This is a genomic window from Pseudomonas sp. NFACC24-1 (genome assembly GCF_900115235.1).
GTDB classification, from domain to species: domain Bacteria; phylum Pseudomonadota; class Gammaproteobacteria; order Pseudomonadales; family Pseudomonadaceae; genus Aquipseudomonas; species Aquipseudomonas fluorescens_AA.
In genome coordinates, this window is record NZ_FOVS01000024.1 from 52,304 (window position 1) to 66,234 (window position 13,931).

At 59.4% G+C, this 13,931-nt stretch carries 15 protein-coding genes, 1 tRNA gene and 1 pseudogene; 5 read left to right on the forward strand and 12 right to left on the reverse strand.

Annotation, left to right across the window (positions count from 1 at the left end):
* Window positions 1–2 precede the first annotated feature (2 nt).
* Window positions 3–971, reverse strand: coding sequence for a glycosyltransferase family 2 protein (locus BM317_RS20955; protein ID WP_092173158.1), 969 nt, complete (start codon window positions 969–971; stop codon window positions 3–5).
* A gap of 302 nt (window positions 972–1,273) precedes the next feature.
* Here BM317_RS20955 and BM317_RS20960 point away from each other — a divergent pair, with 302 nt between their 5' ends.
* The 3 genes from BM317_RS20960 to BM317_RS20970 all read left to right on the forward strand — a co-directional run bounded on the left by BM317_RS20960 (window position 1,274) and on the right by BM317_RS20970 (window position 2,946).
* Window positions 1,274–1,465: a YegP family protein gene (locus BM317_RS20960; protein ID WP_092173161.1), complete on the forward strand. Its 192-nt coding sequence runs from the start codon at window positions 1,274–1,276 to the stop codon at window positions 1,463–1,465.
* Between the two features lie 205 nt (window positions 1,466–1,670).
* A complete protein-coding gene (locus BM317_RS20965) occupies window positions 1,671–2,477 on the forward strand; it encodes an AraC family transcriptional regulator (RefSeq protein ID WP_092476051.1) in 807 nt (268 codons plus the stop codon).
* Window positions 2,478–2,577: 100 nt separating this feature from the next.
* The gene (locus BM317_RS20970; protein WP_060738754.1) at window positions 2,578–2,946 is read left to right on the forward strand and encodes a cupin domain-containing protein; all 369 of its coding nucleotides are present in this window, start codon (window positions 2,578–2,580) and stop codon (window positions 2,944–2,946) included.
* A gap of 187 nt (window positions 2,947–3,133) precedes the next feature.
* Here BM317_RS20970 and BM317_RS20975 read toward each other — a convergent pair whose 3' ends face one another.
* From BM317_RS20975 to dapA, 9 genes and pseudogenes are all read right to left on the reverse strand, one after another.
* The gene (locus tag BM317_RS20975; protein WP_092173167.1) at window positions 3,134–4,768 is read right to left on the reverse strand and encodes a methyl-accepting chemotaxis protein; all 1,635 of its coding nucleotides are present in this window, start codon (window positions 4,766–4,768) and stop codon (window positions 3,134–3,136) included.
* Between the two features lie 194 nt (window positions 4,769–4,962).
* On the reverse strand, window positions 4,963–6,027 hold the full coding sequence (locus BM317_RS20980) for a hypothetical protein (RefSeq protein ID WP_092173170.1): 1,065 nt from the start codon (window positions 6,025–6,027) through the stop codon (window positions 4,963–4,965).
* Window positions 6,028–6,466: 439 nt separating this feature from the next.
* Window positions 6,467–6,775: an addiction module antidote protein gene (locus tag BM317_RS20985; protein ID WP_072409893.1), complete on the reverse strand. Its 309-nt coding sequence runs from the start codon at window positions 6,773–6,775 to the stop codon at window positions 6,467–6,469.
* A 2-nt stretch (window positions 6,776–6,777) separates the two neighbouring features.
* Window positions 6,778–7,070 (reverse strand): annotated as a pseudogene (locus BM317_RS20990) (type II toxin-antitoxin system RelE/ParE family toxin).
* Between the two features lie 313 nt (window positions 7,071–7,383).
* Window positions 7,384–7,473, reverse strand: a tRNA-Ser gene (locus BM317_RS20995).
* Window positions 7,474–7,556: 83 nt separating this feature from the next.
* A complete protein-coding gene (gene purC / locus BM317_RS21000; protein ID WP_030141208.1) occupies window positions 7,557–8,270 on the reverse strand; it encodes a phosphoribosylaminoimidazolesuccinocarboxamide synthase in 714 nt (237 codons plus the stop codon).
* Window positions 8,271–8,297: 27 nt separating this feature from the next.
* Window positions 8,298–9,056, reverse strand: a complete 759-nt coding sequence (locus BM317_RS21005; protein ID WP_072409899.1) for an MBL fold metallo-hydrolase — start codon at window positions 9,054–9,056, stop codon at window positions 8,298–8,300.
* Between the two features lie 4 nt (window positions 9,057–9,060).
* Entirely contained in the window at window positions 9,061–10,176 is a 1,116-nt protein-coding gene (gene bamC / locus BM317_RS21010; RefSeq protein ID WP_092172518.1) for an outer membrane protein assembly factor BamC, read from the reverse strand.
* A 17-nt stretch (window positions 10,177–10,193) separates the two neighbouring features.
* Window positions 10,194–11,072 carry a 4-hydroxy-tetrahydrodipicolinate synthase gene (gene dapA, locus BM317_RS21015; RefSeq protein ID WP_060738759.1) on the reverse strand — a complete coding sequence of 293 codons (879 nt, stop codon included), beginning with the start codon at window positions 11,070–11,072 and terminating at the stop codon, window positions 10,194–10,196.
* A gap of 315 nt (window positions 11,073–11,387) precedes the next feature.
* Between dapA and BM317_RS21020 the strand changes: the two genes are divergently transcribed.
* Window positions 11,388–11,948 (forward strand): glycine cleavage system transcriptional repressor, encoded by a 561-nt coding sequence (locus BM317_RS21020; RefSeq protein WP_092476054.1) that lies wholly within the window; start codon window positions 11,388–11,390, stop codon window positions 11,946–11,948.
* 10 nt (window positions 11,949–11,958) lie between these two features.
* Entirely contained in the window at window positions 11,959–12,432 is a 474-nt protein-coding gene (locus tag BM317_RS21025) for a peroxiredoxin (protein ID WP_024616115.1), read from the forward strand.
* 131 nt (window positions 12,433–12,563) lie between these two features.
* Here the strand turns inward: BM317_RS21025 and BM317_RS21030 are convergent, their stop codons facing one another.
* Window positions 12,564–13,634, reverse strand: a complete 1,071-nt coding sequence (locus BM317_RS21030; protein WP_060738761.1) for an AI-2E family transporter — start codon at window positions 13,632–13,634, stop codon at window positions 12,564–12,566.
* A 31-nt stretch (window positions 13,635–13,665) separates the two neighbouring features.
* Entirely contained in the window at window positions 13,666–13,905 is a 240-nt protein-coding gene (locus BM317_RS21035) for a sulfurtransferase TusA family protein (RefSeq protein ID WP_053120054.1), read from the reverse strand.
* Window positions 13,906–13,931 lie beyond the last annotated feature (26 nt).

Consider the following 13,931-nt stretch of genomic DNA (forward strand, 5'->3'; position numbering starts at 1 on the left):
GGTCAGTCCTTGGGGTCATAAATGCGCCGCACCAGGAAAACCGGCCGACGCTTGGATTCGATATAGGTGCGGCCCAGGTATTCCCCCAGCACGCCGATACCGATCAGTTGCAGTCCGCCCAGGAACGTGACCGCAACCATCAGCGAGGCATAGCCCGGCAGGTCGACCCCGGAAATCAGGGTCCGCAACACGATGAACATGGCGAACGCAAAGGACACCAGCGAGACGCAAAGCCCCAGGTACGTCCAGATACGCAGCGGTTCGGTGCTGAAGCTGGTGATGCCTTCCAGGGCAAAATTCCACAGGCGCCAGCCATTGAACTTGCTTTCACCGGCGGACCGCTCAGGCCTGACATAGTCCACGTGGGTGGTCCGGAACCCCACCCAGGCAAACAGCCCTTTCATGAAGCGGCGCGATTCGGGCAGGGTTAGAAGGGCATCGACCACACAGCGATCCATCAAGCGGAAATCGCCGACATTCTCCGGCAACTTGTGGTCGGCGATTTTATTGTGCAGCCGGTAGAACCCGTTGGCGGAAACCTGTTTGGCCCATGAGTCGGAGTCGCGATTGATCCGATGCCCCAGCACCACTTCGGCGCCGTTGCGCCAATGGGCGATCATGTCCAGGATCACTTCGGGAGGGTCCTGCAAATCGACGTCGATCGGCACCATCGCCTGGCCACGGGCGGCTTGCAGGCCCGCGCTCAACGCGGCCTCCTTGCCGAAGTTGCGACTCAGGTCGACGATGCGGATACGCGGGTCGGCCTTCTGCCTGTCCAGCAGCAGCGCCAACGTATCGTCCACGCTGCCGTCGTTGACGAACACCAGCTCCAGGCTCACCAGCGATTCATGGGCAAAGACCTGATCGATCCTGGCCATGAACAAATCGATGGACTGGGCTTCGTTATAGACCGGAATGACAAGCGAAAGCGCTAGACGACCTTGCAGATCCGCTCCTGGATATTCAGTCACTTGATGGCTCTTTTTCTTATAGTGTTTTCAGTCCCATCGGGCTTCCGGCCCTAGGCGTCGAACCGTATTAAGCAGGACCAGGCAGGGCAACGCAAGGATCCAGCCAGAACTTCAGTCGACCACATGTTCGCAACATGACTTTTTATATGGCTACGGTCAAATTCCCAACCAGGGCTCATGCCCAGCAATATCTGATAACCAATGGAAACGAATTTCCCATAGCCAAAACCAACCACTTGGCTAGGCTTGCAGCCACATGTTCAACGCATGTCTTGAGTAAATGAATCGCAGGGAGCGAACCGATGTATTTTGAAATCTATCGACAGACCCGAGGCACCCCGAACACCGGAAAAGGCCAATGGCGCTGGCGCTTGAGAGCCGGCAACCACGAAACGATCGCCAGTGGCGAAGCCTATGTGAACAAGAGTGACTGCCTTCATGCCGTCAGGTTGATCAAGAATGTTCATGACGAGACGCCCGTGAAAGAGATCTGAACAGCGCCAAGCGGGGTCTGTAGGCGCTGGCGAAGCCTGCGATCTTTTGATCTTGATCTTGATCTTTCGCTTGAGATTCAAGTGTCAGGGGAAAGATCGCAGCCTCGTTGCACTCGACAGCTCCTACATCGGTTCCGCTTTTTTGCTGTGACGATGGTTTCCAGGCAGGTAGGGTAATGCGGACGAAGACAGGAGGCTGGTGCAAATGACTCGATCCATCCACAACCGCGATTGGCTGGTGCGGGCGCCTGAATCGAGGAAAATGGAACGCATCGAGGCTTATTTCAGTGGGCACGGCTACACCACTCATCGCCATGACACCTACGCCATCGGGATCACGCTTTCGGGCGTCCAGAGCTTCAACTATCGCCACAGCAAGCGTCACAGCCAGCCCGGCGGCACCATCGTCCTGCACCCGGACGAGGTGCACGATGGCGAAGCAGGGACCCGCGATGGCTTTCGCTACCGGATGTTCTACATAGAACCGTCGGTGATCCAGCAGGTGTTGGGGGGCAGGCCGCTGCCTTTCATCGAAGGTGGATTGTCCAGCGATCCGCGCCTCAACATCGCGACCCGTCGATTGTTGAACAGCCTGGATCATCCCCTCGACCCGCTGGAGGAAGAGGACGCCATCTACGATGTGGCCCAGGCCCTCGACATTGCGGCGGGCAGCAGGCGTGGACGGCGGCTGATCGACTACCCGGCGGCAGAGCGTGCCCGCCTGTTCATCCACGATGCCCTCGACCAGGTGATCACCCTGGACGATCTGGTGCAGGCAAGCGGCAGGGACCGATGGAGTCTGTCCCGGGACTTCCGGGCGCTGTACGGCACCAGCCCCTATCGCTATATCACCCAGCGCCGCTTGAGCGAAGCCCGACGCCTGGCATTCCACGGTACGCCATTGAGCGAAGTGGCCCTGGCCTGTGGCTTTTTCGATCAGAGCCACATGACCCGATTGCATACCCAGGCCTTCGGTATTTCACCGGCACGCTGGCTGAACATGCGACGCTAGGACAGCGACTGCGCGGCGCAAAAAGCTGCACGATCATCCAATACGCACGCTGGCTCGAACCCTAAAGTAGGACGCACCACCCCACCAAGGAGATGCCTCGATGACCCGTTACGCCCCCATCAACTTCGCTCAGAAATACACCCTGTTCCAGGAACAGTGGACGCCGAAAGTCGTGGCCGAAATGAACGACTACCAATTCAAGATCGCCCGGCTCGAAGGCGACTTCATCTGGCACGCCCACGCCGATACCGATGAAACCTTCATCGTGCTGGAGGGCGAGCTGCGTATCGATTTTCGCGACGGCGCGGTGACGATTGGCCCGGGCGAGATGTACGTGGTCAAAAAAGGTGTGGAGCATAAGCCCAGCGCCGCCCAGGAAGTGAAACTGCTGTTGATCGAGCCCCGCGGTGTGATCAATACCGGCGAAGAAACCAATGAGCGAACGGCGGTGAACGATGTCTGGATCTGACTGAGCCAGGCTCAATCGTATTCGGCTTCCTGGTGGTCGCCCAACACACCTGTATCGGCAGGTCAAAAGCCGGATCGACCAACACAGGACTGCGATCTGCCCGGCATCCAACACACCGGGCATCAGGACGAAGCCCTGCTGATGCAGGGCTCGCAGGAGGTCGCCAGTAGGCACCACACCACCGGCTTCAGGTACGGAAGCGGCCGGTCAGTTCCGCCAGGTTTCTCGACAGGCTCGAAAGCTGCTGACTGGCCTGCATGCTCTGGGCGGAATTGGATGCCGCTTCGTTGGACAAGTCGCGAATGTCGGAGATGTTGCGGGCAATCTCTTCGGTGACACTGCTCTGCTCTTCACACGCGTTGGCGATCTGCGCGGCCATGTCGTTGATCCGCTGGATAGAGCCACTGGTACCGCTGAGCACCTCATCGACCCCCGCGGCGCGCTCGACGCTGTCCCGGGCCTTGCTGCTGCCGACCTGCATGGCTTGCACGGCCTTGGCGACACCGCTTTGCAAGCGCTCGATGCGCACCTGAATGTCTTTGGTCGAGTCCTGGGTGCGTGCCGCCAGGGCCCTGACTTCGTCGGCCACGACAGCGAAACCACGGCCTTGCTCACCCGCCCGTGCCGCCTCGATGGCTGCGTTCAGCGCAAGCAGGTTGGTCTGTTCGGCAATGCCCCGGATCACTTCGAGCACGGCGCCGATGCTGGAGGTTTCCTGGGCCAGTGCCTCGATCGTGCCCGAAGCGCTCTCCACTTCCTGGGCCAACTGGCGGATCGACTCGATGGTGCTGCTGACCACCTCGGCACCGTCCCGAGACTGACTGCTCGCCTGTTGCGCGGCATCCGAGGCGCTCACCGCGTTATGCGCCACTTCATGCACCGCCGCGCTCATCTGGGTGGCGGCGGTGCTGACCTGATCGAGCGCCGCATGTTCGCTGCTGATCAAGCGGTCATTCGTCGCGGCCATATCGGCCATGGCACGCGCTGCGGAATCGACCTCCCCGGTCACCCGTCCAACCTCGGCGATCAATGGCTGCAACTTGTCGAGAAAACGGTTGAAGGCACTGCCCAGCTGGCCCAACTCATCGGCCGAACGGACCTCCAGACGGCCTTTCAGATCGCCACCACCCTCGGCAATCTGCTCGACGCGGTGCAGCAGTCGACGCATAGGGCTCAGCACCACAAGTGGCAGAACGACAAGCACCAGGATGCAACCAAGCAGGCCGACCAGCAGAATCACGCCTTGATGCACGCCGACCGTCTCACCGTTTTCAATCGCTGCGTCACCTTCGCGATGGGACGCCGCATCTTCCAGCTCACCGAGCTTGTCGATGGAGTCGCGCATGGTTTCGAACAGGCGTTCACTGTCACCGAAGCTCAGGGCACTAGCGCCCTGCGGATCCCTTACAGACTGTTCGACGACCCGCCGCGAAACCTGCATCCATTTCCCGAAGCTGTCATTGAACTGACTGACCAAGGCCTGCGCCTCGGCACCGGGTTGCATCGCGGCATATTTCTGCACGCGGTCATAAGCCTGCTTCGCATTCTCGCTGTGACTGGTGCCCAGCGCTTGAATATGCTCGTCGGCATGGCCATCCAGCAGGCTGCGCTCGGCAACGAAAGCCTGATAAAGATCACGATCAGCGTTGAGCAGCAGGCTGATCGCCGGCAGATAACGTTTGGTCAATTGCGTACTGGATTCAGTCACCTGACCAATACCGCGCATGCCCGCCCACCCCATCAGCACCAGCAACACAGCCAGGAATGCGATCGGAAGGGTGATTTTCCAGCGAAAGCCCAGATCGGCGAAAAACCGCAACATGGGGTGTCACTCCTTTCATGGGGATTAACTTACCTATCGGCAGCCATGCCTTGAGCTATAGACCATTAGTCCAATTGTTACAAAGCTTTGGGCTGTGATCATGCAGGTTGCGGAGCGGGTTGGGCGGGATAAAAAGGGGACTGAACGCAGGCGCTTAGGGGACTTTTCTGACATCGCCCGCACCACATTTAAATTCAATTGCTACCCGTGATGCGAACGTTACCTTCCTCATGATATTGGGGGTAATGAGTAATCAATCCCCAACTTTCCACGCTGTGTTTGCGGCCAAACGCATTCATCGGCGAATCGGGCGTGACGAAGACGGTGAGTGTGTTGTCGGCGGGGCCATTGAAAGGCTGTACACGCGCATAGATTTGCATCGTTCTTTGCTTGCCGAGCCCCTTGGGCAGTCGACCATTGACGACCGTATTGGGTAACGGGCCGGTGCCATAGAACCCCGTTCCAGCCTGCACGCGCTGATGCAGGTTGATGACATATTTGGGATACAGGACGACACAGCGTCGAACGTTATCCCACTCCACCGGAAGATGATCAGGCAAGGTTGTCAGTGACTGAATCGCCAAGCGCAAATCGCTGTAGGCCTCTGTCCGCTGCGTTTGCGCAAGCCCCCGCTGAACGCCCACGGCATTAAGGAACAGCGCTTCGGCCTGGGCACAGGCATCGAGGTTAGGCTTGAGCAAGCGACGCGTCTTGACGAGCGCGTTGGTCATTGTGATATGGACCATCCGCAACGACTCGAAAAACACATCCTCGGAGGCAAAACGCGAACTGACACCACTGGTCGGAGCCGGCTCACCTTCCGGATCGAGGCCAGTCAACAACCTGTCCATCAGTTGCTGGTCCGTCAGGGAGGGATGATGCCGGGCCAGGACATGACCGCTCTCGCCCTGTCGAGCCCGCACGTTGGCACGCACGCGCAACGCCCTGACCTCTCGACTGACAAGGGCCTCCTGCAAGCTGAGAGCAGCAGGAACCACGTTCATGTTCATGACGTTAAGCCCGTTCATGGGCGGCGGAGGCGGAAACGGAACACCATTGAACCCCGCATTCTGCGGTGGTATGACCGCATTTTGCTGAACACCCGGGGCTTGCTGCTGGACATTTGGATGGCCCCCACCTTGGACCACTTGGGCACGTACGGGCGCAGCGCCACCGGCATTTTCTGGAGGGGTCATGTTGTTGCCCGTCGTCAGCCAGTTATAGAACTGCTGCACGTAGGCCAAAACTCCATAAATCATCGTCAAGCCTCCAGGAAAATCCTTTTAGACCGTCGAAAACACCTTGCCTGGCGCTTGTCCGTTAAGAGAGGGCGTTGTCGATGAGACTGCCCGCCTTGCCCCGGTGGCCATGGGCAAGCCAAGCAGATGACTGGCTTGAACGCAAATTGCAGAAGGGAATTTTCCGACATTTCCCGCCCACATAATTCAGGAAATCTTCTTACGCATCATCTGATTGATGATTTCTCCAGCGAGGCCCTATAGTCCAAACGTCGTTCTAAGAGCCAGCCCTTTCAAGGTCTTTGATAAAATCCCCCAAAACCAGTCAGGGTGACGAAAGGAGAAAGCGGGGACAGACCACGATTGGGAGAAAGCGGGGACAGACCACGATTAGAGGCAGGCTGAATACAGATGAACTCACAATCGTGGCCTGTTCCCAGTCTCCGCTCTAATCCACTCTTCAGACAGGTGAATGATTAGCCGCATGCCCAGGCTGCGCATGAAGATCGATGCCTAGCGCATGAATGACCTTGAGTACGGTATCGAATCTCGGTTTTGATCCGGGGGCGAACGCCTTGTACAAGCTTTCTCGTCCCATGCCGGAGTCTTTAGCGATCTGCGCCATGCCTCGGGCCTTGGCTACATAGCCGATCGCTCGGAGAAACTCCTCGCTATCACCATCAGCCAACACCTGGGAAAGGTATTCACTGATCGCTTCGTCGCTATCGAGTAGTGCGGCCATGTCAAATGTCGTCAGGTGTTGGCTCATGCTCAAATCTCCTTTGCCAATTTCTTCGCTCGCCGGATATCAGCACTCTGTGAAGACTTGTCGCCCCCAGCCAGTAGCACGATGACCACTCCACCGCGCATGGTGAATAGACCCGGTAGCCAGCGCCTACATCCACACGCAACTCTGAAACACCATCACCGACAGGTTTCACATCGCCCAGGTTACCTGCTGCGGCGCGATCAATGCGGCGGGCGATAGCGATTTTTGCTCGCAGATCACGAACCGATGAGTGCCAAGCAGTAAACGTCTGCGTTTGCTGAATGAGATAATTCATGGGCAAACCGTATCCATCTGGATACTAGAAGTCAAGTTACTGATGCCGTTCATCCCTCTGTATTCTCAATACGAGGGAGGGGGAAGAAATGGGAACAGATCACGATCTGATGATGAGTGAACTCAAAACTGTGGCCTGTCCCAGTCTTTAAATCGCGGCGCAAATCATAGGTCAGGCGATCCGCGCCCCGACGTTCACGCTCGCAGTAAGGCCACACAATCCATGTCGCCGCGTTCGCCACGCGACAAAACGCCAAAAACGAAAAAGCCCCTGAAATGTTCAACCATTTCAGGGGCTTAGTCGTATTCAATAATGGCGGAGAGATAGGGATTTGAACCCTAGGTACTGTCGCCAGTACAACGGATTTCGAATCCGTCCCGTTCGGCCACTCCGGCATCTCTCCAGTGGCGCGCATCATACCAGCACATTTGCCGGAAGCGAACCCCCGAGCGAAATTTTTTCCGTGCTATCAGATGCTTGCGTCGATTACAGCGGTACACCCAGGCGCTGAGCGACTTCTTCGTAGGCTTCGATGACGTCACCGAGGCCCTGGCGGAAGCGGTCCTTGTCCATCTTCTTCTTGGTGTCCTTGTCCCACAGGCGGCAGCCGTCCGGGCTGAATTCGTCGCCCAGGACGATGGAGCCGTCGCTGAACACGCCGAACTCAAGCTTGAAGTCCACCAGCAACAGGCCGGCGTCGTCGAACAGCTTGGTCAGCACGTCATTGACCTTGAGGGACAATTCCTTCATGCGGGCCAGTTGCTCGGCGGTGCCCCAACCGAATGCCACGACGTGGGATTCGTTGATGAACGGGTCGCCCTTGGCGTCATCCTTCAGGAACAGCTCGAAGGTGTAGGGGTTGAGCTTCATGCCCTCTTCCACGCCCAGGCGCTTGACCAGGCTGCCGGCGGCGTAGTTACGCACGACGCATTCGACCGGGATCATGTCCAGCTTCTTGACCAGGCATTCGTTGTCGCCCAGCAGCTTGTCGAACTGGGTCGGCACGCCGGCGGCTTCGAGTTTTTGCATGATGAAGGCGTTGAACTTGTTGTTCACCATGCCCTTGCGGTCCAGCTGTTCGATGCGCTTGCCGTCGAACGCCGAAGTGTCGTTGCGAAACAGCAGGATCAAGCGGTCAGCGTCGTCGGTCTTGTAAACCGATTTGGCTTTGCCGCGGTAGAGTTCTTCACGTTTTTCCATGATGGGCTCCGCTTGCTAAGTAGTGGGCTAGGCGATATGTCGCCAGTCGAGCCCTGAATCTTGATCGGCCAGTTGCAGCCAGTCCGGGTCGCACCCGAGGGTGTCGACGAAACATTGCCGGGCCAGCTGCGGCAGGTTGTTCTTGCTGCTCAGATGGGCCAGGACCAGATGTTGCAGGCCTTGCCAGCCCAACTCGGCCACCAGGAACGCTGCCTGGTGGTTGTTCAAATGTCCGTGTTCCCCGCCAACCCGCTGCTTGAGGAAGTACGGGTAGTAACCACGGGCCAGCATGTCACGGCAGTGGTTGGACTCGATCATCAACGCATCGAGGTCCCGGTAACTGTCCATCACCCTGTCGCAATACGACCCCAGGTCGGTGAGCAGCCCGAAGCGCCGCTCGCCGTCGCTGAACACATATTGCGTCGGTTCCCGGGCATCGTGCGCCACGCTGACCACACTGATGTCCAGGCTACCGATACGCAGTGGCTCGCCACCGACCACGAAGCCGGCTGGCTCGATGGGTTTGCGCAGGCCAGCCAGTGTCCCACGACTCAGGTACACCGGCAGATTGTAGCGCCGAGACAGCAAACCCACGCCATGCACGTGATCGGCATGTTCGTGGGTTACGAGTATCGCGCTCAGTTGCGCCGGGTGCACACCCAGGCGCAACAGGCGCTTCTCGGTTTCCCGCAGGGAGAAACCACAATCGACCAACACGTACGTGCCAGCGCTGGCGACCAGCGTGCCGTTGCCCTGGCTACCGCTGCCGAGAACGGCGAAACGCATCGGATCAGCCCAGGTTATCCTGAATCACGCTCAATACCTTGCGGGCCACATCGGCCGGCGCCACGGTGTTGATGTTCTTCTCGACGGTGACCTGGACGCTTTCGCCGACCTTGCTCAGGCGAACCTGGTAACGCTCGGCGCGGGCTTCGATCTCTTCCTTGTCCGGCTTGCTGCCGAACAGGCCGCTGAAGAAGCCAGGCTTGTCGTCTTTCTTCTCGGCCTTCTCGGCGAGGTTGATGTAGTACAGGCCCAGGCTGCGGTTGATGTCCTCAACGCGCCACTCACCCTGTTCCAACGCACGACCAACACTCGACCAGGCACGGTCCAGGTCGGAGCCGACGTTGAGCACCGGGTTGCCGCTGCCGTCTTCGCTCAGGCTGACGCGGCTCGGCGCATCGAATTCCTTGGACGCCAGCATCGAGACCGAACCACCCTGCTCTGCCGTACGGCTCATGCTGGCGAGCATGTCGTCCACCAGCGCAGCGTCGAGGCCGGTGTTGACCGAACGGTTGGTGAAGGCCACGTCGGCGGTGCTGCCGGCAGGACGCTCGGCGCTGACCACATAGATTTCACTGGTGTTGCGCTGCACGCCCGGCTCGATACGCACCCGCACGCGGGTTTCGCTGTCAGCCGCGACACCGGCGGCGCTCAAGCGCTTGGCCATGGCGGCAGACAGTTCATCGGAACGCTGCCAGGTGGTGGTGAACTCGCCGGTCTGCGGGCGCTGTTCGTCCAGGCGGAAACCGTTGTCCTGGAAGAACTGGATCGCCACCGGCCAGACTTCGGCTGGCGGATGCTGGCCCATGACCCAGCTGGAATCGCCACTCTTCTGCAGGGTGTAGTCGCTGGCGTCGGCCACGGCCGACAGCGGCTGTGGACGAGGGACGACGTATTCGCCCTTGACGCTGTCGTCCGCGACGTTGCGCGGAATCGGCAGCAGCGGATCCAGGCGCTTGGCGACGTTGACGTCTTGCGGCAGTTGCATCGGTGCAGTCTGTTGCGCTTGCAGGTAATCGCTACCACGATCGCGGAAGTAACCTTCCGGCCCCCAGATCCATCCGCAGCCGCTGGTGCTGGAGATAATCAAGGCAAGTGCGGAAAGTCCGGCCATTCGCTTCATGCGTTGTACTTCCTCAATTAAACCAGGACGCCGGACTGGCGCAGGGCCTGCCGCAGCGGTTCGTGACAGGGAGTGCTCAGCCAGGTCAGTGGCAGGCGGATACCTTCGTGCATCAGGCCCATTTCGACCAAGGCCCATTTCACCGGAATCGGGTTGGCCTCGATGAACAGGTCCTTGTGCAGCGGCATCAGTTTTTCGTTGATGGCCCGAGCGGTCTCGGCGTCGCCCTTGAGCGCGGCCTCGCACAGGTCGGCCATTTCGCGCGGGGCAACGTTGGCGGTGACGGAGATGTTGCCCTTGCCACCCAGCAGGATCAGCTCGACCGCTGTCGGATCATCCCCGGACAGCACGATGAAGTCCTTGCTCACGCCATCGAGGATGGCCTTGGCGCGCTTCATGTCGCCGGTGGCTTCCTTGATGCCGATGATGTTCGGCACGGTGGACAGGCGGATCACGGTCTCGGCCTGCATGTCGCAGGAGGTGCGGCCGGGAACGTTATAGAGAATCTGCGGGATGTCGACGGCTTCGGCGATGTGCTTGAAGTGCTGGTACAAGCCTTCCTGGGTTGGCTTGTTGTAGTACGGGACGACCAGCAGGCAGGCGTCGGCACCGGCTTCCTTGGCGTTGCGGGTCAGCTCGACGGCTTCGCGAGTCGAGTTGGCGCCAGTACCGGCGATGACGGGGATGCGACCGTTGACCTGCTTGACCACGGCACGGATGACTTCGATGTGTTCATTGACGTCGAGGGTTGCCGACTCGCCGGTGGTACCGACGGCGACAATGGCATGGGTGCCGTTCTCAAGGTGGAAGTCCACGAGTTTGCTGAGGCTGGCCCAGTCAAGATGCCCTTGTGCATCCATGGGTGTGACCAGTGCCACCATACTGCCCGCAATCATGAAACCGCTCCTGCCGGAAAAAGAGAGCGGTAATGGTACTGGCGCCAAGATGCTTGTACAAGCGAACTACCATTCCCCTGGGCGATGGTTTTCGCTACCCTTCAGGCTTTGATCGGTACCGACAAGCTCATACGCCGGTTTCCAGCCTCCGTTTTCGACGCCACAAGCCCCGATCCCGGGTTTGTCCTGGTGCATTCGCGCTGTCGCGGAATGCAGCGCAACCCTGGGCACAAGGCTTGAGCCGTTCGTTTTCCCGGGCCGGGCGCTGTGTCGAGCGGCAAAGGTACCGACCGCTCATCGCTTTAGGAATGCTGCATGTCCACCCCCACAGTCCGCGAACAATTCCTTGTTATCAGTGCCCTTGGCGCCAACCCCATGGAGCTGACTAACGTCCTGTGCCGCGCCAGCCATGAAAATCGCTGCGCCGTCGCAACCTCACGCCTGACCCGCCATGGCGAATGCAGTGCACTCGTGCTCGAGATCTCCGGCAGCTGGGACGCCCTGGCGCGCCTGGAAGGCAGCCTGCCGGTACTGGCCAAGAAGCATGCCTTTACCGTCAACGTCGTGCGCAGCGCCGCCCTGGAGAACCGTCCCCAGGCCCTGCCCTATGTGGCCTACGTGAGCTCGGCCTACCGTCCGGACATCATCAATGAGCTGTGCCAGTTCTTCATGGACCACCACGTCGAGCTGGAGAACCTGACCTGCGACACCTATCAGGCCCCACAGACCGGCGGCACCATGCTCAACGCCACGTTCACCGTGACCCTGCCCGCCGGCACCCAGATCAGTTGGCTGCGCGATCAGTTCCTGGACTTCGCCGATGCGATGAACCTGGATGCGCTGATCGAACCGTGGCGCCCACAAAACCCAATGTAAGGAAGCATTCATGGCCGTTGCCGTCGACCAGCCGGTTACCGATTTCCAGGCGCCCGCCACCAGCGGACAGACCATCAGCCTCGCCGCCCTCAAGGGCAAGCAGGTGGTGATCTATTTCTACCCCAAGGACAGCACGCCCGGCTGCACCACCGAAGGCCAGGGCTTTCGCGATCAGTACGCGCAATTCCAGGCCGCCAACACCGAAGTGTTCGGCGTCTCCCGGGACAGCCTCAAGTCCCACGAGAATTTCAAGTGCAAGCAGGAGTTCCCGTTCGAACTGATCAGCGATAAGGACGAGGCGGTCTGCCAGCTGTTCGACGTGATCAAGCTGAAAAAGCTCTACGGCAAGGAATACCTGGGCGTTGACCGCAGCACCTTCCTGATCGACAAGAACGGCGTGCTGCGCCAGGAATGGCGTGGCGTGAAGGTGCCGGGGCATGTGGATGCGGTGTTGGCGGCGGCCCAGGCCCTCAACAAGGGCTGAAACTTTCGCTGCCTTTACTGGCGCTATCGCGAGCAAGCTCGCTCCCACAGCGGATTGGTGGTGTTAATCAATCCCGTGTGGGAGCGAGCTTGCTCGCGATGAGGCCATCGGCCTCACCCCATCGGTCAAAGCTACAACAACGGCGCGACAACCGGCTCCTTGCTCGGCCACGCATCCAGCACCGCCTTGAACAGCGTCGCCAGCGGAATCGCAAAGAACACCCCCCAGAATCCCCACAGCCCGCCAAACAGCAACACCGCACAGATGATCGCCACCGGATGCAGGTTCACCGCCTCGGAGAACAGCAGCGGCACCAGCACGTTGCCGTCCAGGGTCTGGATGATCCCGTAGACCGCCATCAGGTAAATGAACTGATCGCTCCAGCCCCACTGGAACAGCGCAATCAAGGCCACCGGCACGGTCACCACCACGGTACCGACGTAAGGCACCACCACCGAAATGCCCACCAGCAGCGCCAGCAGGGCGGCGTAATTGAGCCCCATGGTCACGAAACCGATATAGGTCACGCCGCCGCAGATGAAAATCTCAATGACTTTTCCGCGAATGTAATTGGCGATCTGCCGATTCATCTCCTGGGCCACTCGGGTGATCAGCGCCCGCTCACGAGGCAGGTAGCCACGCACCCAACGCCCGATCATTTCCCGGTCCTTGAGGAAGAAGAACACCAGGATCGGTACCAATACCAGGTAGATCATGATGTTGACCAGAAGCGGCAGGCTGGACAGCGAGAACGTCAGCGCCCATTGACCGAACTTGCCAATCTCGCCGCGCACCACTTCGATGGTCTGCAACACCTGCTCATCGGACACCAGGTGTGGATAACGCTCAGGCAGCAGCAATAGCAGGGACTGCCACTTGGCGAGCATCCCCGGCAACTCGTTGAACAAGGTCACTAACTGGTGCCAGAGCAACGGCACGATTACCACGATAAACACCACCAGCACGCCCATGAACAGGGCAAACACCAGCCCGACTGCCGCAGTGCCGGGCAGCCGCAAGCGCTCCAGCGTCGTGACCAGCCCCTGCATGAGATACGCCAGCACCATGCCCGCCAGCACCGGCGCCAGCATGCCGCCCAGGGTCAGCACGGCGGTAAACGCCAGGAACAACAGCACTGCCAGAACCACTGCCTCTTCATCGGAGAAGTAGCGCTGAATCCAATCGCGTAACACTTTGAACATTAAAAATCCTTAAGAGACGCTATCGGTTTTTTCAGGCCTTTTTCAGCCAGTAACGGTAGACGCCATTTTCGTCTTCTTCACGCAGCAGCGTATGACCGGCCAATCGGGCGAAGGTGCGAAAGTCACGTTGCGAGCCCGCATCCGTGGCGATCACCTTGAGCACACTGCCGCTGGCCAGGCGATTGAGTTCCAGCTTGGCCTTGAGCAACGGCAACGGACAATTCAGGCCGCTGGCGTCCAGTTCGGCATCGTGGGCTACAGCATCAGTCATGGGTTCGCTCCGCGGCAGATCGTTGA

Coding starts and splice junctions, on each gene's coding strand:
- BM317_RS20960 (WP_092173161.1), top strand. CDS start 1,274: ATGTATTTTGAAATCTATCGACAGACCCGAGGCACCCCGAACACCGGA.
- BM317_RS20965 (WP_092476051.1), top strand. CDS start 1,671: ATGACTCGATCCATCCACAACCGCGATTGGCTGGTGCGGGCGCCTGAA.
- BM317_RS20970 (WP_060738754.1), top strand. CDS start 2,578: ATGACCCGTTACGCCCCCATCAACTTCGCTCAGAAATACACCCTGTTC.
- BM317_RS20975 (WP_092173167.1), bottom strand. CDS start 4,768: ATGTTGCGGTTTTTCGCCGATCTGGGCTTTCGCTGGAAAATCACCCTT.
- BM317_RS20980 (WP_092173170.1), bottom strand. CDS start 6,027: ATGATTTATGGAGTTTTGGCCTACGTGCAGCAGTTCTATAACTGGCTG.
- BM317_RS20985 (WP_072409893.1), bottom strand. CDS start 6,775: ATGAGCCAACACCTGACGACATTTGACATGGCCGCACTACTCGATAGC.
- purC (WP_030141208.1), bottom strand. CDS start 8,270: ATGGAAAAACGTGAAGAACTCTACCGCGGCAAAGCCAAATCGGTTTAC.
- BM317_RS21005 (WP_072409899.1), bottom strand. CDS start 9,056: ATGCGTTTCGCCGTTCTCGGCAGCGGTAGCCAGGGCAACGGCACGCTG.
- bamC (WP_092172518.1), bottom strand. CDS start 10,176: ATGAAGCGAATGGCCGGACTTTCCGCACTTGCCTTGATTATCTCCAGC.
- dapA (WP_060738759.1), bottom strand. CDS start 11,072: ATGATTGCGGGCAGTATGGTGGCACTGGTCACACCCATGGATGCACAA.
- BM317_RS21020 (WP_092476054.1), top strand. CDS start 11,388: ATGTCCACCCCCACAGTCCGCGAACAATTCCTTGTTATCAGTGCCCTT.
- BM317_RS21025 (WP_024616115.1), top strand. CDS start 11,959: ATGGCCGTTGCCGTCGACCAGCCGGTTACCGATTTCCAGGCGCCCGCC.
- BM317_RS21030 (WP_060738761.1), bottom strand. CDS start 13,634: ATGTTCAAAGTGTTACGCGATTGGATTCAGCGCTACTTCTCCGATGAA.
- BM317_RS21035 (WP_053120054.1), bottom strand. CDS start 13,905: ATGACTGATGCTGTAGCCCACGATGCCGAACTGGACGCCAGCGGCCTG.